This is a genomic window from Prauserella salsuginis (genome assembly GCF_024648885.1).
GTDB classification, from domain to species: domain Bacteria; phylum Actinomycetota; class Actinomycetes; order Mycobacteriales; family Pseudonocardiaceae; genus Prauserella; species Prauserella salsuginis.
The window spans coordinates 271,301-289,269 of sequence record NZ_JANBBF010000014.1 but is presented as its reverse complement, the minus strand read 5'-3'; the positions used below and the strand labels follow the sequence as shown (position 1 = coordinate 289,269).

Genomic DNA, 17,969 nt, shown 5'->3' with positions numbered 1-17,969 from the left:
GAGTCCACGCGTAACCGCATGGGAAGGCACCACCGATGACGACCACCGACAAGGACCTGGCTCGCGAGCTCACGGCTCCGGCAGAACCGACCACGGCCGAGGAGGTGGACCGGATCGCTGCGGCGTCCGCCGAAGCCGGCCGCTTGTGGGCGCGTACGGACCGCGCCGAACGCAGCCGCGCGCTCGAGGCGGTCGCCGATGCGCTCGACGACGCCGCCCCGGTGCTCATCCCGATCGCGGGGCGCGAGACCCACCTCACGGAGGGCCGGCTGGCCGGTGAACTCGCACGCACGACGTTCCAATTGCGACTCTTCGCCGAGACGGTCCGCGAGGGCTCCTATCTCGACGCCCGAATCGACCATGCCGACCCCGACTGGCCGATGGGCGCGCCGCGACCGGAGCTGCGCCGCTCCCAGGTGCCGCTGGGGCCGGTCGTGGTCTTCGCCGCCAGCAACTTCCCGTTCGCCTTCAGCGTCGCCGGTGGTGACACCGCCTCGGCGCTTGCCGCCGGCTGTCCGGTGATCCTCAAGGCGCACCCCGGACATCCGGACCTGTCCGCGACCACCGGTGCCGTCGTCCGCGCCGCGCTGGAGAACGCGGGTGCGCCGGTCGGACTGTTCGACCTCGTCTGGGGGGCCGAGGCCGGTCGGGCCGCGCTGTCGCACCCGCAGGTCAAGGCGGGGGCCTTCACCGGTTCCATCGAGGGCGGTCGTGCACTGTTCGACATCGCCTGCTCCCGGCCCGAGCCCATCCCGTTCTTCGGCGAGCTGGGCAGCGTCAACCCGGTGTTCGTGACCCGCGCGGCCGACGCGGCGAGGGGAGCCGAGATCGCCGCGGAGTTCACCGGCTCGTTCACCCTGGGCGCGGGACAGTTCTGCACCAAACCGGGCCTGCTGCTGGTCCCCTCCGGAGCCACCGTCACCGAGGTACTGCGCGACACCGAACTCTCGCAGGCCGCGCCTCTGCTGGGCGATCGCATCGTGGCGGGCTACCACGACACCCTCCGGCGACTGAGCTCCGAATCAGGCGTCGAGGTCCTGCGTCGCGGATCGAAGCCGGAGGGGGAAGCCCCGACCCCGACTCTGTTGGCCACCCACGTCACCACGCTGCTCGCCGACCCGGACCGGCTCGTCACCGAGTGCTTCGGTCCGACCGCTCTGGTGGTGACCTACGACGACGAGACCGAACTCGTCGACGTCGCCAGGGCCATCGACGGACAGCTCACCGCGACGCTGATCGCGGAGGAGACCGACGACGTGGCCGCGGACCTCACGCGGGTCCTGGTGGACAAGGCCGGCCGGCTGCTGTGGAACCAGTGGCCCACCGGGGTCTCGGTGACCTACGCCCAGCAGCACGGCGGGCCGTACCCTGCAACGACCGCCCCGGCGACCACCTCGGTCGGCACGGCCGCGATCGACCGCTTCGTGCGCGCCGTGGCGTTCCAGAACTATCCGCAGCACCTGCTGCCCGACGAACTGACCGATTCCCCCGCCGCACCCGTCCTCCGCCGGGTGGACGGCGTTGCGCAGAACTGATTCATCCGCCAACCGGCCCGGCCCGGTTCGTAGTCGAGAGGAGCGGTCGATGAGGACCGGTCGTGTCCTGCATGCCGTCGATTCCCACACCGAGGGCATGCCCACCAGGGTCGTCACCGGTGGCGTCGGGGTCATTCCCGGGGCGACGATGGCCGAGCGGAGGCAGTGGTTCATCGAGAACAGCGACGACCTGCGCACCCTGCTGATGTGCGAACCGCGCGGGCACGCGTCGATGTCGGGTTCCATCCTGCAGCCGCCCACTCGCGCCGACGCCGACTGGGGTGTGCTGTTCATCGAGGTCTCGGGCCTGCTGCCGATGTGCGGTCACGGCACCATCGGCACCGCCACGGTGCTGGTCGAGACCGGGATGGTGACGGTGACCGAGCCCGTCACCCAGGTTCGCCTCGACACTCCCGCTGGCCTGGTCGTCGCCGACGTCGCGGTCCGGGACGGGCACGCCGAATCGGTGACGATCAAGAACGTGCCCTCGTTCAGCCATGCGCTCGATCAGCGGATCGACGTCCCCGGGCTCGGCCCGGTGGTCTGCGACATCGCTTTCGGCGGCAACTTCTACGCCATCGTCGACCTCGAGGCGCTGGGACTGCCGTTCGAACGCGCGGCCAAACAGCAGCTCCTCGATGCCGGTCTCGCCATCATGTCGGCGATCAACGAGCAGGCGCCACCGGTGCATCCCGAACGGCCCGACATCTCCGGCTGCCACCACGTCTATCTCAAGGCTCCCGGCTCGACGGCGGCACACTCGCGGCACGCGATGGCCATCCACCCGGGCTGGTTCGACCGTTCGCCGTGCGGCACCGGCACCAGCGCCCGGATGGCGCAGTTGCACGCCCGCGGTGAGCTCGCCCTCGACACCGACTTCGTCAACGAATCCTTCATCGGCACGACTTTCGTGGGCAGACTCGTCGAGCAGGCCGAAGTCGGTGGGCGCGTCGCGGTGGTCCCGACGATCACCGGACGCGCCTGGGTGACCGGAACCGCTCAGTACATGCTCGATCCCTCCGACCCGTTCCCGGCAGGCTTCGAACTCTGAAGCGGCAGCCACGCGGAAACGTCCCTGTGTCCACAATCGACAACCGGAGGCAGCGATGGCCGACACCGCCGACGTCGTCATCATCGGCGCGGGTGCCCTCGGCGCGGCGTGCGCCTACTTCGCCACCGAACAGGGCCTGCGTGTCCACATCGTCGAGCGCGGCGAGGTCGCAGGCGGGACCACCAGTGCCTGCGAGGGCAACCTGCTGGTCTCGGACAAGGAAGCGGGCCACGAACTCGACCTGGCGTTGTATTCCAACCAGGTCTGGCGCCGCGATCTCGCCCCGCACAACCACCTGTGGGAGTTCGAGAACAAGGGTGGCCTGATCGTCGCCGCCACGGAGTCCGGTGCCCAGAACCTCGCCGAGCTCGCCCGGCGTCAGCGTGACGCCGGGATCGATGTCACCGACGTCGCGGCCGACGAGGTGCATGCCTACGAGCCTCACCTCACCAAGAACCTGACCGCCGCCGCGCACTATCCACAGGACTGCCAGGTCCAGCCCATGCTCATGGCGGCGCAGCTCATCCGCATCGCCCGTGAACGCGGCGCCCGGATCTGGACTCGTACCGAGGTCACGGATCTGCACCGGGACGGCGATTCGGTGACCGGTGTCGTCACCAGCCGCGGCACGATCCATGCCGACCACGTCATCAACGCCGCCGGGACCTGGGCCGGCGACATTGCACAGCTCGCCGGCGTGCACGTGCCGATCCTCCCGCGCCGCGGGTTCGTGCTGATCACCGAACCGCTTCCGCGCACGGTGTTCCACAAGGTCTACTCCGGCGACTACGTCGCCAGCACCACCTCGTCCGACGAGGGATTGCAGACGTCCACGGTCATCGAAGGGACCCGGGCGGGCACCATCCTCATCGGATCCTCTCGCGAGCGGGTCGGTTTCGACGCCACCGTCTCGCTTCCCGCCCTGCGGCAGATCGCGGCGAAGGCGCTGATCCTGTATCCCGTGCTGGCGAAGACCAAGATCATGCGCAACTACCACGGATTCCGTCCGTACTGCGCAGACCATCTGCCCGTGATCGGCCATGATCCGCGTGCGCCCGGGATGTGGCACGCCGCGGGGCACGAGGGTGCAGGCATCGGGCTCTCGGTCGGCTCGGCGAAGCTGTTGGTCCAGCAGTTGACCGGCCGGGAACCGGATCTCGACCTGACTCCGTTCGCGCCCGAGCGCTTCGACCTCGTGGAGGCATCATGAGTCCCGCCCAGCAGCACGGCACCCCCGACGCGGCCACCACCGAGCCCGAGCGGTTCGAGGTCGTCTTCGACGGCCGCCCGTTACCGGCGATCGCGGGGCAGAGCGTCGGGTCGGTGCTGACCGATGCCGGGATCCGGTCCTGGCGAACGACCCGCACTCAGCTTCGACCGCGTGGCCTGTTCTGCGGTATCGGCGTTTGCTACGAGTGCCTGATCACCGTCGACGGCGAGCCCAACCAGCGCGCGTGCCTGGTCCCCGCCCGGCCCGGCATGGCGCTGTCGAGCACCGTGCTCGGCAACGGTCCCTTCGACACGGCAGGTGAGACCGATGACTGAGCACCCCCGCGACATCACAGCCACGAGCCCCCGCTACGACGTCGCCGTGGTCGGAGCAGGCCCGGCCGGACTCGCCGCCGCCGTCACCGCTGCCGAGGCAGGGTGCCGGGTCGTGCTCGTCGACGCAGGCCAGCAGCCCGGTGGTCAGTACTGGCGCCATCCCGACGAGACCGCCCCGCGCGGTGACGAATCGCTGGGCCATCACGACTGGTCGACGTTCGCGGGGCTGCGCACCCGACTGCACGGGCTCGTCCGGCGGCAGCGCATCACCTATCTGCCTCGGCGCCAGGTGTGGTTCGTGCAGCGTCCGTCGACCGGTGACGAACCACCGGCCCACACCCTGCACCTGACCACCGCGTACGCCGGAGCGGACGGGGGTGACGACGGTCCGGACGCCGTCACCGGGGATGCGGTGATCCTGTGCCCCGGCGGGTACGACCGCCAGTTGCCGATCCCAGGGTGGGACCTTCCCGGTGTCATGGCCGCGGGCGGGGTTCAAGCCCTGCTCAAGGGGCATCGCACCGTGGCGGGCCGCCGCGCGATCGTCGCCGGAACCGGGCCGTTCCTGCTGCCGGTGGCCACCGGTCTGGCTCAGGCCGGTGCGGACGTCGTGGCCGTCTGCGAGGCAGGGTCGATCACCGGATGGTCCAGGGACCCGCTGGCCGCAGCCGCGGTTCCCGGCAAGGGGCGGGAGGCCCTCGAATATGCCACCGCGCTGATCCGGCACCGCATCCCGTACCGGCAGCGGACGGCGATCACGGCGATCCGCGGCACCGACACGGTCCAGTCCGTCGAGCTGTCGCGGCTGGACCGTGAGGGCCGCATCCGCAAGCAGGCGGGCACGGTCGACGTCGACCTCGTCGCGCTCGGGTGGGGCTTCACGCCGTCGCTGGAGCTCGTCACGGCGACCGGCGCCGCGACCCGCAAGGACATCGACGATTCGCTGGTCGCGGTCGTCGACGAGGAGCAGCGGGCGACCGTGCCCGGGATCTACGTGGCCGGTGAGGCCACCGGCGTCGGGGGTGCGGTGCTGGCGGTCGCCGAAGGCGAACTCGCCGGCCTGATCACCGCGCGGGACCAGCGTGCGGCTGTCTCCCAGGAGAGCGTGCGGGCGCTGCAGAAACGCATCACGCGCCATCGGCGCTTCGCCGCAGCGATGCACACCGCCCACCCGGTTCCCCGCCACTGGCACGACTGGCTGCACCCCGAGACCACGGTCTGCCGTTGTGAGGAGGTCAGCTACCAGCAGGTGTGCGGCGCCCGTGACGATCTCGGCGCCGGGGACGCCCGCACGGTCAAGCTCATGGCACGCCCCGGGATGGGCTGGTGCCAGGGCCGGGTCTGCGGGTTCGCCTCGGCCAAGCTCGCCGCTGCTCGGGAGGGCAGGGCACTCACCGCCGACGACCTCCGGCCGACGGCCAAGCAGCCCTTCGCCGCGCCCATTTCGCTCGAGCAGCTCGCGGAGGGTCCGCAACACGAGTGAACCGAGCCCGCGGGGTGAGAACTCGCGGTACCGGCTGTGCGACGTCACATACTATGGCCGTGAACAGATCGTGGAGGTAGTAGTGGCTCCGAAGCTGGTCCAGATGGAGAAGGTCAGCATGCGTGACCGCGTCGGTCGGGCGCTGCGGGCGGCGATCATCTCCGGTGAGATGGAGCCCGGCGTCGTGTACTCGGCGCCATCGCTCGGTAGTCGGTTCGGGGTCTCCGCCACCCCGGTCCGTGAGGCCATGCTCGACCTGGTGCGCGAGGAACTCGTCGAGATCGTGCCCAACAAGGGCTTCCGGGTGACGGAAATCAGCGAAACCGACCTGGATCAGATCACCGAGATCCGGTTGCTCATCGAGCCCCCTGCGGTCAGCAAGGTCACGCCGATCATCCCGGACGACGACTTCGCCGAGCTCAGGGAGCTCGCCCAGAACATCGTCACCGCGGCCGAAGCCGGTGATCTGGTCGAGTACACCGAGGCGGACCGCGTGTTCCACCTGCGGTTGCTCTCGTACGCCGACAATCCGCGCATGACCAACCTCGTGTCGGACCTGCGTGCCCACACGCGCCTGTTCGGATTGGCGGCGCTGCGCGAGCGCGGGGAGCTGGTCGACGTCGCGCAGGAGCACCACACGATCGTCGATGCTCTTCAGGCACGTGACCAGACCGCGGCCGAATCGCAGATGCGAGCCCACATCAGCCAAGTCCGGGGGCGCTGGGCCAGCCCCGGCCCGGACTCGGCTGATTGATCCGACTGCCACGCGGTTCTCGCTCAGCCCGCCCGTTTCCTGATTTCGCCGTTTCGGCCGAAACGTCAGGGATGCGCCGATATGATCAAGGGCATGCAGAGGTTCGTTTCATTGCGGGGTGCGCTGGCCGTCGGCCTGCTGATTCCCGCGCTCGCGGCCTGCGGAGGTTCGAACGAGGGCGGGAATCAGGACGGGGCGGACGGCACGGTCGACGGCATTCCGCAGCAGTGGCTGACGGCGACGGCCGACGGCTGGGAAGGCTCCAAAGGGCAGGCGAACGGAGTGCTCACCGTCGATCACGACAGTGATTGCCTCGTGCTTCCCGACGGGGCGACCCTCGAAGGACAGCCCCTCACGCCCGACGGTGCGGGCTGGGGCCCCGAGGGTGACGCCGGCTACCGCTATCAGTGCGAGACCGAGACCGATGACCACATCGCCACGTCGCTGTCGCTGATCCGGCTCGACGACGCCGCGGCGGTCGACGAGTACGTGGCGGGTTTCCTCGCCACCGGTGACAGTTCCGTGCAGGACAACACCACGGAAACGCTGACCGCCCGGGGCGCGGAGGTGCACGTGCTCGTCACCGAGTACATCACCAACCCGAAGGCGGGCAGTGACTACACGGCCGTGTTCGCCGATCCGGAGTCGTCGGCGCTCGTCGAGCTCGAGGTGAGCAGCCTCGACGACGACGAGCGCGAGCGCTATTCGACCCAGAACGTCGCCGACGACCTGGCCGGTGTCATCGCGGCCGGCGGATGACACGCCGGCCACCGCGTGGTCGAGGCCGCCGCGGCTGACGACCACGCGCCGGTGGGTCCCTGAGGAACGAGGTCTCGGGGCAGATCGTCCCGGTGTGACCGGGTCTCGGTGGAACCTCGTCCTAGCGTGACCGGGTTTCGGCGGGACGGCGTCGAGCGCGGGCGTTCACTCCTCCGTCATCAGTAGGTCGGCCAGTACCTGTGCGTGGCTGTGCGCGACGTCCCTGGTCGCTGTCAGCAGGGTGAGGCCCGTGGATTCCGCGCTCTCTCGTAATCCAGCCAGTGCCGCCCCGGCCTCCGGTGAGTCCAGTTCTCGCAGGTAGTGGCGGCGGAACTCGGCGAACTTCCCGGCGTCGTGCGCGTACCACTTCCGGAGGGTGGTGGAGGGCGCGACGGCCTGGACCCACTCGTCCAGTCGTGCGGACTCCTTCTTCATGCCGCGTGGCCACACGCGGTCGACCAGCACGCGAGCACCGTCGTCGTCGCGTGGGGTGTCGTACACGCGACGCACCCGAACCGTTCTCGTCGTCACCCTCTCGGCCCTCCTCGTGGATCGTGACGTTCGGGCGGCTCTCCCGGACGTAGGCCGGTGGTCCACGTTCGTGGTGCCGCCGGTCGCGGACTACCCGGTGAGCGGCGGCCACGACGCCGGCGCGCACATCCGACCACTTGCGACGGTCGCACCACCTGATGATGCCGCCACCGATGACTCCACCCGACGACCACCGCGGTGCCACGTGGTGCACGGACACTCTCGCCGACATCCGCGTCGTCAGGGAGAACTGATGAGCGAGAACGGAAACCGTCGTCGGGGCGCAGTGATCGCTCCTGGTCTGACATGGGGCCGGCCAACCCGCTAATGCAAACGAAAACCATTTTCGATTACTGTAGGGTGGTCCTACCGGAAAGGAGTGGTGATGAAGGCTCGCAAGTCGCTGCGCTCGTTGAAGCAGAAGCCCGGCGCGCAGGTCGTACGCAGGCACGGCAGGGTGTTCGTGATCAACAAGAAGAACCCGCGGTACAAGGCACGCCAGGGCTGACGCGTGCGGGCCCTCGCCGGGTGTCGGAGAGCGGCCGAGTTCCGGTCCCCGACACCCGGCCGACTGTGCTTGTCCGCCGGAGGCTGCTTGCTTGCTCTTCGGAAACACGTTGTCTCCGGAAACACGAAAACGAGGGTGTGTCCGCCCATCGCGGCGGACACACCCTCGTTTCGATTACGCCGATCTACGTGTCGTCGCCGTAGCGGTGGTAGTAGGCGACGAGCCTGCGTGGCACTAGCTTGCGCTCGCCGCGCACCACGATCGGCACCAGGTCCGGGGCCTTCGCCTTCCACTGTGACCGGCGTGTCCGGGTGTTGGCGCGCGACTTCTTGCGTTTGGGTACCGCCATGGTGTGTTCCCCTTCGATGTGTTCAGGACTCGTAGCGTCCGTTATGGACTGACTCCGAATTGGAGTCGGCGTCTTCGGTGTCGTCGCACGGTTCTTCGTGCCAGGCGCCGAACGGGTCGGGATAGCGGGCCCACGCGTCGCGGCCCGTCGCCAGTTCCTCGTCGGTCAGCAGTGCGCCGCGAAGTGTTTCCTCGACGAGCTGCGGGTCGGCCTCGTGGGAGATCACGACGATCTCCTGGTCCCGATCGCCGAACAGTGGGTCCCAGCGCAGCGACGCGAGCGTGCGGCGCTCAGCCGATACGTCCGTCCATTCCGGAGCCTCCGGCGAGTCGAGCCATGGGCCGAGATGGCCGACGCCGAGGCCGCCGCCCGCCGATTCCAGCCACAGTGCGACATCGGGCTGGCTGGCGATCCACACGCGACCACGCGCGCGCAGGACGCCGTCGAGCAGTACGTCGATCGCGTCGTGAAGACGTTCCGGGTGGAACGGCCTGCGTTCGGAGAAGACCGTGACGGCCACGCCGCAGTCGGAGTGCAGCGGCGGTTGGCCTCGCAGCAGTGCTCCGTGAGGGTCGTCGCCCGTGCCGCGACGCGCGTCGGAAGGCATCGCCGCCAGTAGCGTGTCGCGGTCGGTCACCGTGAGGTCGAGTACGGGCGCCGCCGGGGCGGTGCGTTCGAGGATCGCGTTCGTCCTGGCCGCCGACCATGCGTCCTCGGGACGTCCGGTGGATACGACCACATCGGCGAACTCGGCCTGGGCGAGGGCGACGTGGGCGATCGTCCGCTCGTCGTCGGCGGAACCCTGCAGGCCGCGTTCGGCCATGGTCGTGTCGCCCGTGACGTCGTGGACGAAACTCTCGGCGTCGATCGCGGCGATCACGGCTGCCAGCTCGACGTCCTCGCTCACCGGGCGGTCGCCGACCACGACGTGCTCGATCGTCAGGCACACCTGCTCGGGGTCCATGGCCTCGTCGAGCTGCAGCACGATCCGTTCCACGGCGGTGTCGGCCGACAGTCGTCGCAGCAGGGGGAGCAGGTCTTCGCGCACGGTGCACGTGACGCAGCCGTGGGCGAGTTCGACCGTCGTCGCCGTCTCCCGGGTACCGAGTCGCACGGTGCGCCGCACGATGCCGGACGAGACCTGGCGGAGGTCGTGGTTGACGACCGCGGTGGCCGGGTCTTGGTCCTGGAGTCGCAGCGCGACGTCGCGGCAGGCGGCGGGACAGATGCCGCTGACGACGATCACGGGGGTTCGAGGGTGGTCCGTCACGACTGACAGCGTAAACGATAGTGAAAATCGTTTCCAATAAGGTGGGCAATTGGAGCTCGCACGCAGGTCGGCCGCCGGTTGCCGGGCGGCTTCGGCAGATCGCCATCCCTTTCGCTCGTGTTCGCCGGTTATGCGGAACCTGTTCAGGATCGTCCGGAATGGTTGCTCCTCGCCGGTCACCGGGCCGGTCAACGGTCCCCGACTCATCGGAGCGCAAACGTATGTTCAGGTCCGCTGAAGGAGAACGCAGAGCCGTACGCGCGGCCGTCGCGGCGTGTTCGGCCGTGGCGATTGCCGCGACGTCGGCCGCCGTCGTCGCGCCTGCCGCAGGCGCGCAGCAGGAACAGGCCGACGACGGTGTCTACCGCGGCGCGGTCGAGGTGGTGCCCGCATCGGAAGGATCCGCCGAACGGGACGTGCTGACGGGCACGGTGTTCGTCGACGAGAACGAGGATTCCAGCGCAGGCGACGGCGAGCGCGGCCTGGCCGGCGTCGTCGTGTCCAACGGGCGCGACGTCGTCAAGACCGACAGCGAGGGCCGCTACCGGCTGCCCGCGTTCGACAACATGACGGTCTTCATCACCCAGCCGGACGGATACCAGGTTCCGGTTGATGAGTACAACGTCCCGCAGTTCCACTACAACCACCTGCCGGAAGGCTCGCCCGACCTGAAGTACGGCGGCATCGAGCCCACCGGCCCGCTGCCGTCGGCCGTCAACTTCCCGGTGGCCGAGAGTGCCGGCACCGCGGCGCCCGAGCAGAGCTGCATCGTCGCCGGTGACCTGCAGACCTACAACCGCGAGCAGGTCGAGTACGCGCGCAAGGGCGCGATCAACGACATGGCGCAGCGTGACGACTACGCGAGCTGCGGTTCGCTGTTCGTCGGTGACGTCGTCGGTGACGACCTGTCGCTGTACCCGGAGGTCAAGGAGCTCACCAAGCAGACCAACGGCCCGGCGCGGTTCCTGCCCGGTAACCACGACCTCGACTTCGACGCCGCGACGACGGCCCACTCGTTCGACACCTTCCGTGCGCAACTGGCGCCGACCTACTACTCCTACGACGTCGGCGACGTCCACTTCGTCGCGCTGAACACTGTCGAGTACCCGTGCACATCGAACGAGGACAACCTCGACGGCATCGGCTCCCACTGCGACGACCCGGAGGGCGACCCCAGCTACAACGGTTCCATCGACGACGAGCAGCTCGCGTGGCTCGAGCGCGACCTCGAACACGTCGCCAAGGACAAGCTGGTCGTCGTCGCCAGCCACATCGGCCTGATCAACTACAACGACCAGGCGAGCCCGGTGCACCAGACCGACCAGGCACGCGAGGTGTACGACCTGCTGAAGGGCCGCAAGGCCGTCGCGGTCTCCGGCCACAGCCACACGACCGAGAACATGAAGAAGGGCGACTCGGCGAAGGGGTGGCAGGACACCCTCGGCCTCGACAAGCTGCCGTTCCCGCACATCACCGCGGGCGCCATCTCCGGTGACTGGTACTCCGGCGAGGTCACCGAGGACGGCTACCCGACGGCGATCGGCAAGGACGGCGGCCGCCCCGGACTGCTCACGCTCGACGTCGACGGCACTAAGTTCCAGGAGCGCTACACCGTCACCGGCGAGGACGACACGGTGCAGACACAGCTCGGCATCAACAGCCCGACGTTCCGCGACTGGTCCGAGGACCGTGCCGAGTGGAACGAGAACCCGCAGGGTGACGCACCGGAGCTGGAGGAGCCGCTCGTCGTCGACTCCGCCGACCTGGCTGGCACCACCTGGCTCACCACCGACTTCTGGATGGGGGCCAGCGGCTCGTCGGTGAAGGTCGCTCTCGACGGCGGCCCGGCCAAGAAGGCCACCCGTACGCAGGAGATGAAGGGTGAGGCGAAACGGAACGGGCCGGAGTGGTCGGACCCGTACGCCGTCGCCCAGCAGCTCGTGCACGGCGGCAGCATCGCTGATTCGTCGATGCACCTGTGGCGCTACGAGCTGCCCACCGACCTCGAACCCGGTGAGCACAGTGCCGAGGTGACGGCCACCGACTCGTACGGCCGTGAGTACACCGATTCGCTGACCTTCGAGGTCGTCGAGTAACGCGATGTCCGACGCCGGGTCTCGGCCGGGTGCACCCCGGCAGGGACCCGGCGTTCTCCGTAATCGAGAGCGGGTGGGATACCCGGGCCGAAACCGTCGCCGGTGTACCTGTGCGGGCAGGACGTGTAAGCTTGGAGGTGGCGGGCCATCCGTACACAGTCAGCAACTGTGATCAACGTCGACCGTGTGAACGACGCCGAGCTTCGTGACCTGCCCTGAACCTACTTATTCGAACGGACCTCGCTACGCAGCGAAGAGCTGCGCAGTGAAGAGTCGAGTTCGCTCATTCCGTACGCGTTCGCGTACAAGCACAGAACCGGCGGCCGAGACCCCGTCGCCGCCAAGGAGTTCCCCCATGTCCACCGCTCACGTTCAATCACGTGTTTTCGGTACCACCGTCGCCCCCGTGGTCTTCAGCCACGTGTCGGCACCCGTGTCCACGGCATCGCCGGTGACCCCTGCGGCGGCCGAACGCGCGCGCCGCATTTCGTTTTCTTCTGCCCCCGCTGCGTTCGGAGGGGAAATTCCCCGATGACCAACTACGCCGAAGCTCCCGCGAAGGCCGGCGGTGAGTACGCGGCCTTGCTCCATGAGGTGCGCGAGGCGGGCCTGCTGCGCCGCCGGTACGGCTATTACGCGCTTCGAATTGCCGCCAACCTGCTGGTCCTAGCCGGCGCCTGGGTGGCGTTCGCGTTCCTCGGCGACAGCTGGTGGCAGCTCGGCATCGCCGCCGTGCTGGCCGTGGTGTTCGCCCAGCTGGCGTTCATCGGCCACGACGCGGGGCACAAGCAGATCTTCCGGACCCGCAAGCCGAACGACGTCATCGGCACCGCGCACGGAGGGCTCGTCGGGATGAGTTACCGCTGGTGGGTCAGCGGGCACAACCGTCACCACGCGAACCCCAACCACGAGGAACACGATCCGGACCTCGACATCCCGGCGTTGGCCTTCACCAGCAAACAGGCCCGGCTCAAGCAGGGTTTCCTGCGCTGGATGGCCAAGCACCAGGCGGTGCTGTTCTTCCCGCTGCTCACGGTCGAGGGGTTGAACCTGCACTTCAACGGTGTGAAGGCGGTGTGGCAGGGCAAGACGAAGGGCCGCAAGGTCGAAGGCGCTCTGCTCACGGCCCACTTCGTGGCCTATCTGACCGCCGTGTTCCTGGTGCTGTCGCCGGGGCTCGCAGTGGTGTTCATCGCCGTGCACCAGATGCTGTGGGGCGTCTACATGGGATGTTCGTTCGCGCCCAACCACAAGGGTATGCCGACGATGACCGGCCAATCCGTCGACTTCCTGCGCAAGCAGGTGCTCACGTCACGGAACGTGCGGGGCGGCTGGTTCACCGACTTCCTGCTCGGCGGTTTGAACTACCAGATCGAACACCATCTGTTCCCGAACATGCCGCGGCCGCACCTGCGCCGTGCTCAGCCGATCGTCCGCCGCTTCTGCGACGAACACGGCATCCCGTACAGCCAGACCGGGCTGTTCCGTTCGTACCGGCACGTCCTCGAGCACCTGCACGAGATGGGCGCACCGTTGCGAGCGGCAGACCGGGCCCGCTCGGCCGCGTAGCGGCGGCGGGCCCCGTCAGTCCGAGACGTAGGCGGAGAGGCGGACGGCGAGGGCGTGTCGATCGACCGCCCTCGCCGTCGTGTGCGGCGGAGCGGTCTGGGTGGTTGTCGTCTGGTGAGGTGCGGTCTGCGGCCGGGAACCGGCCAGCGTGGTTTCGACCCAGCGGGACACCACACGCGGTGACGGAACCGGTTCACCGCCCAGTCTCGCGATGACGACCGCGCGTTCCGCGGGCGTGGTCTCCACCGCGATCGACCATCCCGCTCGCTCGTCCCAGATCAGCATCAGATCGTGGCCTGGCCACGACGGCCACCGTGTCGACAACCCGAGATACGCCGTCGCGGTGTCGCTGATCTCGAAGCTCATGCTTTCGGCAGGGACCTCCAGTTCATCGGCGACCGCTCCGATGTAGCCGTCGAGCCCGCGCCGCAACGCCGGGGTGCTGTCGATGTCGGTGTCGGTCTCCATATGCGCCTCGTCCTCCGGGCCTCGGGTGTACATCCGCGACGGGGTGTGTGCCGCGGAGAACGCCGCCCCGGCTCCGTGCGCGCACGACCGGGGAACGCGGCACCTTCTCGAGTGAAACCGAGCCGCGTCGCCGCGGCCCCGTGCGGTACCCGGTCACCCCGACGTTACGCCATTTCGCGCTGAGAAGCAGGCCCACCACGGCAGGTGATGATCATCGCACGCGGTGATGAAGACGCGTAAACTTGCAGGTATCGGCGGCATTCCGCACGCGAGTGACAGAGTTCGTGTCGCCGGCGACGAAACACCACGGCGGCCGCATCGCGGCCGGGACGGAGCATCGACATGATGTCGATCCCGCACACACCGACCATCGACACATTGGCCCCCTCAGCCCCACGGCGGCATGCGCGGCTGCAGGTCAAGTCCGAACAGCGCGCCACCGGACACGTCGACGGCGCGTGGTGGCCCTGTTCCCGTGATCTGACCGCGGAACTGCCGGAGCTGCTCGAGGACCTGGCAACGACATGGGGCCCGTGCGAGCGGGTCACCTACAGCCTGCCGATGTGGGAACCCGTCGCGCGCAAGCTGGTCGTCGACGGCCGGAGGGTCCGGGTGGAGGGATTCAACTCCCAGCCACCGGAGACCGTGACGGTCATCGGGGGCCAGGGCCGTGGCCGGCTGACGCTACTCGTGGTGCCGCCGGAGACCGCTCCGGCGTCGGCGCGCGCATCGCTGGCCGCTGCGTCGCAGGGCGGGAACACCGACACCGTCGACAGGCTGCTGGGTTTCGTCGACACGGCCGACATGGCGGCGTCGACACAGCGTTGGGAGCTGGACGGCGGACTGGTCCGATGAACACCACGAGCACGCCCCGGCGGGCGGGTGCGAGCCCGGCCGTGGGGGTCGACGAGGAGCTCCGCATGACAATGAGGCACCAGCCAACCGAATTGTTGCGGCCTTCCCTGATCACGCCCAGGCTGCGGCTGCGCGGCTGGCACGTCGCGGACGCGCCCGACGCGCTGGCGATCTACCAGCACGAATCGGTCACCCGCTGGCTCAGTCCGGCCATGGCGAGAGTGCCGGATCGAACGGAGATGCGGCGGTTGCTGCGGCAGTGGATCGGTGACACAGCATGCCTGGACGTGCCTGCCGGACACTGGGCCCTCGAACGGCGCAGCGACGGGCGCGTCATCGGGGGCGCGTCGGTGCTGCCGCTTCCGCCGGGCAACGACGACCTGGAGATCGGCTGGCAGCTCCACCCGGACTTCTGGGGTCTCGGCTACGCCGGGGAGGCGGCGTTCGCGCTCGCGGGCTGGGCGTTCGAGCACGACGTGGACGAGCTGTACGCGGTCGTGCGTCCCGACAACACGCGGGCAGCGGCGAGCGTGCGCCGCAACGGCATGCAGTGGGTCGGGGAGACCGACAAGTACTTCGGCATGACTCTGCAGGTGTTCCGCCTGCGCCCGGCAGATCTGGAACGGGCAGCGCCACTCGGCCAGCTGCCGCCCGCCTATCAGGACGACTGACGGCGGCCGCCATTCGGGCCGGGCGGATCTTCGTCCGGCACGTCGGCCGCCGCTGCTGCAGGATGGACGGCGTAAGGGAAGACACGCGCAGGAGGACTGCATGAGCGACGCTGCGGACTTCAACCGCCGGACGATCGAGGAGTTCCGTGCCAACAACGGCAAGGTCGGCGGCCCGTTCGAAGGCGCACCGCTGTTGTTGCTGCACACCCTCGGCGCCCGTAGCGGCAAACAGCGGGTCAACCCGATGATGTACCTGACCGACGGCGACCGCTACCTCGTGTTCGCGTCCAAGGCGGGCGCCGACACCCACCCGGACTGGTACTGGAACCTGCGCGCCAACCCGAGCGCCCGGATCGAGGTCGGCGACATCGACCTGGACGTCGAGGCCATCGAACTGGACGAACCCGAGCGCACCGAGAAGTACCGGATCCAGGCCGAGCATTACCCCGGTTTCGCCGAGTACGAACGCCGCACCGACCGGGTGATCCCCGTCGTGGCGCTCAGCCCCATCGGCCAGATCCCGTGATCGGCGGCGCTCAGCCGTCCCGGTGCAGTCGCAGCCCGTCGAAGGCCACTGTGGCCACGGCGTCGGCCAGCGTCTCGGCGTCGACACCCCCGCGCGGCCGGTACCACTCGACCAGCGAGTTCACCATGCCGAACAGCAGCCGGGCCGACGTCGCAGGGTCGACGTCCGGCCGCAGGTCGCCGTCGGCAGCTGCCTTGCTGACCAGGTCCGTCACGATCTGGTCGAACTCGCGCCTGCGCGCCAGCGCGGCCTTCTCCACCTTCGTGTTCCCGCGGATGCGCAGCAGCAGCGTGACGAACGGCAGCTGCTGCACCAGCACGCCGACACTGGCCCGGACCAGCCGTTCGAGCTTGTCGATCGCAGGGCCCTCGACCTCGTCGAGGTGCTCCACCTCCGCGAACAATCCGTCGAGGGCGCGATTGACCGCAAGCTGCAACAGCTCGTCCTTGCTGCGGACGTGGTGGTAGATCGCCGACTTCGTGATGCCCAGCTTGCGCGCCAGGTCCTCCATGCTGGTGCCGTCGTAGCCGCGCTCGTTGAACAGCTTGACCGCGACCATCAGCAGGGACTCGAGGTCGTAACCGGGTCTGCCGCGCCTGCCCCGGGGCCGTGGTGGTTCGGTCATGGCGACATCATCGCAGGTCGGATCACTGTGACGGCCGCTGGTCGACCACCCGGCGAAGCTTGCCCACCGAGCGTTCGAGCGACTCCGGATCGACGACCTCCACGCCCACGCTGACGCCGACGCCGTCCTTGACCCGCTGGGCGATCTCGGTCGCCGCGGCCTGCCTGCGCTCCTGCGGCGCGTCCGGATGCGCCTCGACCAGGACGGTCAGGTGATCCATGCGGTCCTGCCGCGTCAGCCGGAGCTGGAAGTGCGGTGCGAGGCCGTCGGTGCCCAGTACGATCTCCTCGATCTGCGTGGGGAAGACGTTCACGCCCCGCAGAATGATCATGTCGTCGCTGCGTCCGGTCACCTTGTCCATCCGCCGGTACGCGGGCCGCGCGGTGCCGGGGTGGAGGGCGGTGAGGTCGCGCGTGCGGTAGCGGATGATCGGCAGGGCCTGCTTGGTGAGCGAGGTGAACACCAGCTCGCCCGTGACGCCGTCGGCCAGCACGGTGTCCTCGAGCGGATCGATGACCTCGGGGTAGAAGTGGTCCTCCCAGATGTGCAGGCCGTCCTTGGTCTCGACGCACTCCTGCGCCACGCCCGGTCCCATCACTTCGGACAGTCCGTAGATGTCAACGGCGTGCAGGTTCATGCGCTCCTCGATCTCGCGGCGCATGTGCTCGGTCCACGGTTCCGCACCGAAGATGCCGACCTGCAGGGACGTGGTGCGCGGATCGATGCCCTGCCGTTCGAACTCGTCGAGCAGCGTGAGCATGTACGACGGCGTCACCATGATGACCTCCGGCCGGAAGTCGGTGATGAGCTGCACCTGCCGAGCGGTCATGCCGCCCGAGGCCGGAACGACGGTGCAGCCGAGTTTCTCGGCGCCGTAGTGCGCACCGAGTCCGCCGGTGAAGAGCCCGTATCCGTAGGAGACGTGCACCTTGTGGCCCCGGCGACCGCCCGCGGCGAAGATGGAACGCGCCATGACGCTCGACCAGTTGTCGATGTCGGACGCGGTGTAGCCGACGACCGTCGGTTTGCCGGTCGTTCCGCTCGAGGCGTGGATGCGGCTGACCTCGGTCTCGGGGACCGCGAACATGCCGAACGGGTACGAGTCCCGCAGGTCCTGTTTGGTCGTGTACGGGAACTTCGCGAGGTCGGCGAGCTCGCGGCAGTCGTCCGGGTGCACTCCCGCGTCATCGAACTTGTGGCGGTAGAGCGGAACGTTGTCGTAGGCGTGCCGCAGTGTCCACTGCAGACGCTCGAGCTGCAGCGCGCGGAGCTCGTCGGTGCTCAGCCGTTCGGGCGCGGACAGGTCGTCGAGCGCGGGTGCCGTGCCCAGCCGCTGCGTGCTCGGCACCTCGTTGTGCGTGGTCGTCATGGTCG

General features: G+C 68.8%; 19 protein-coding genes. 13 read left to right on the top strand and 6 right to left on the bottom strand.

What is annotated here, in order from left to right; genetic code table 11:
• Positions 1–35 precede the first annotated feature (35 nt).
• The 7 genes from LY40_RS23835 to LY40_RS23805 all read left to right on the top strand — a co-directional run bounded on the left by LY40_RS23835 (position 36) and on the right by LY40_RS23805 (position 7,127).
• Complete coding sequence (locus tag LY40_RS23835) at positions 36–1,535, top strand: aldehyde dehydrogenase (NADP(+)) (protein ID WP_258938203.1); 1,500 nt, start codon at positions 36–38, stop codon at positions 1,533–1,535.
• Between the two features lie 49 nt (positions 1,536–1,584).
• Complete coding sequence (locus LY40_RS23830; protein WP_183782922.1) at positions 1,585–2,586, top strand: proline racemase family protein; 1,002 nt, start codon at positions 1,585–1,587, stop codon at positions 2,584–2,586.
• Positions 2,587–2,641: 55 nt separating this feature from the next.
• Positions 2,642–3,796 carry an NAD(P)/FAD-dependent oxidoreductase gene (locus LY40_RS23825; RefSeq protein ID WP_258938202.1) on the top strand — a complete coding sequence of 385 codons (1,155 nt, stop codon included), beginning with the start codon at positions 2,642–2,644 and terminating at the stop codon, positions 3,794–3,796.
• On the top strand, positions 3,793–4,131 hold the full coding sequence (locus LY40_RS23820) for a (2Fe-2S)-binding protein (RefSeq protein WP_258938201.1): 339 nt from the start codon (positions 3,793–3,795) through the stop codon (positions 4,129–4,131). The genes LY40_RS23825 and LY40_RS23820 overlap by 4 nt, the downstream gene beginning before the upstream one ends.
• Positions 4,124–5,614, top strand: coding sequence for an FAD-dependent oxidoreductase (locus LY40_RS23815; protein WP_258938200.1), 1,491 nt, complete (start codon positions 4,124–4,126; stop codon positions 5,612–5,614). Before LY40_RS23820 ends, LY40_RS23815 begins: the two co-directional genes overlap by 8 nt.
• Positions 5,615–5,696: 82 nt before the next feature.
• Positions 5,697–6,368, top strand: coding sequence for a GntR family transcriptional regulator (locus LY40_RS23810; protein WP_258938199.1), 672 nt, complete (start codon positions 5,697–5,699; stop codon positions 6,366–6,368).
• A gap of 93 nt (positions 6,369–6,461) precedes the next feature.
• Positions 6,462–7,127, top strand: a complete 666-nt coding sequence (locus tag LY40_RS23805; RefSeq protein WP_258938198.1) for a hypothetical protein — start codon at positions 6,462–6,464, stop codon at positions 7,125–7,127.
• A gap of 165 nt (positions 7,128–7,292) precedes the next feature.
• Here the strand turns inward: LY40_RS23805 and LY40_RS23800 are convergent, their stop codons facing one another.
• Entirely contained in the window at positions 7,293–7,658 is a 366-nt protein-coding gene (locus LY40_RS23800) for a DUF488 domain-containing protein (protein WP_183782932.1), read from the bottom strand.
• 385 nt (positions 7,659–8,043) lie between these two features.
• Here LY40_RS23800 and ykgO point away from each other — a divergent pair, with 385 nt between their 5' ends.
• Positions 8,044–8,166, top strand: a complete 123-nt coding sequence (gene ykgO / locus LY40_RS23795; RefSeq protein WP_258938196.1) for a type B 50S ribosomal protein L36 — start codon at positions 8,044–8,046, stop codon at positions 8,164–8,166.
• A gap of 184 nt (positions 8,167–8,350) precedes the next feature.
• On the opposite strand, the gene rpmF is transcribed toward ykgO, so the two are convergent.
• Positions 8,351–8,515 (bottom strand): 50S ribosomal protein L32, encoded by a 165-nt coding sequence (gene rpmF, locus LY40_RS23790; protein WP_258938195.1) that lies wholly within the window; start codon positions 8,513–8,515, stop codon positions 8,351–8,353.
• A gap of 22 nt (positions 8,516–8,537) precedes the next feature.
• The gene (mrf, locus tag LY40_RS23785; protein ID WP_258938194.1) at positions 8,538–9,785 is read right to left on the bottom strand and encodes a ribosome hibernation factor-recruiting GTPase MRF; all 1,248 of its coding nucleotides are present in this window, start codon (positions 9,783–9,785) and stop codon (positions 8,538–8,540) included.
• 221 nt (positions 9,786–10,006) lie between these two features.
• Between mrf and LY40_RS23780 the strand changes: the two genes are divergently transcribed.
• Positions 10,007–11,881 carry a calcineurin-like phosphoesterase C-terminal domain-containing protein gene (locus LY40_RS23780; protein ID WP_258938193.1) on the top strand — a complete coding sequence of 625 codons (1,875 nt, stop codon included), beginning with the start codon at positions 10,007–10,009 and terminating at the stop codon, positions 11,879–11,881.
• Between the two features lie 531 nt (positions 11,882–12,412).
• Entirely contained in the window at positions 12,413–13,450 is a 1,038-nt protein-coding gene (locus LY40_RS23775) for a fatty acid desaturase family protein (RefSeq protein ID WP_183782942.1), read from the top strand.
• Between the two features lie 15 nt (positions 13,451–13,465).
• Here the strand turns inward: LY40_RS23775 and LY40_RS23770 are convergent, their stop codons facing one another.
• Positions 13,466–13,918, bottom strand: coding sequence for a DUF6292 family protein (locus tag LY40_RS23770; RefSeq protein WP_183782944.1), 453 nt, complete (start codon positions 13,916–13,918; stop codon positions 13,466–13,468).
• A 342-nt stretch (positions 13,919–14,260) separates the two neighbouring features.
• On the opposite strand from LY40_RS23770, the gene LY40_RS23765 reads away from it, so the two are divergent.
• The 3 genes from LY40_RS23765 to LY40_RS23755 all read left to right on the top strand — a co-directional run bounded on the left by LY40_RS23765 (position 14,261) and on the right by LY40_RS23755 (position 15,970).
• A complete protein-coding gene (locus LY40_RS23765; protein WP_183782946.1) occupies positions 14,261–14,773 on the top strand; it encodes a DUF5994 family protein in 513 nt (170 codons plus the stop codon).
• Positions 14,774–14,838: 65 nt separating this feature from the next.
• The gene (locus LY40_RS23760) at positions 14,839–15,444 is read left to right on the top strand and encodes a GNAT family N-acetyltransferase (RefSeq protein WP_183782948.1); all 606 of its coding nucleotides are present in this window, start codon (positions 14,839–14,841) and stop codon (positions 15,442–15,444) included.
• A 100-nt stretch (positions 15,445–15,544) separates the two neighbouring features.
• Positions 15,545–15,970, top strand: a complete 426-nt coding sequence (locus LY40_RS23755; protein ID WP_258938192.1) for a nitroreductase family deazaflavin-dependent oxidoreductase — start codon at positions 15,545–15,547, stop codon at positions 15,968–15,970.
• Between the two features lie 10 nt (positions 15,971–15,980).
• Here the strand turns inward: LY40_RS23755 and LY40_RS23750 are convergent, their stop codons facing one another.
• Together LY40_RS23750 and paaK are read right to left on the bottom strand one after the other, a co-directional pair.
• Complete coding sequence (locus LY40_RS23750) at positions 15,981–16,595, bottom strand: TetR/AcrR family transcriptional regulator (RefSeq protein WP_183782952.1); 615 nt, start codon at positions 16,593–16,595, stop codon at positions 15,981–15,983.
• A gap of 22 nt (positions 16,596–16,617) precedes the next feature.
• Complete coding sequence (paaK, locus tag LY40_RS23745) at positions 16,618–17,964, bottom strand: phenylacetate--CoA ligase PaaK (RefSeq protein ID WP_258938191.1); 1,347 nt, start codon at positions 17,962–17,964, stop codon at positions 16,618–16,620.
• Positions 17,965–17,969: the final 5 nt, after the last annotated feature.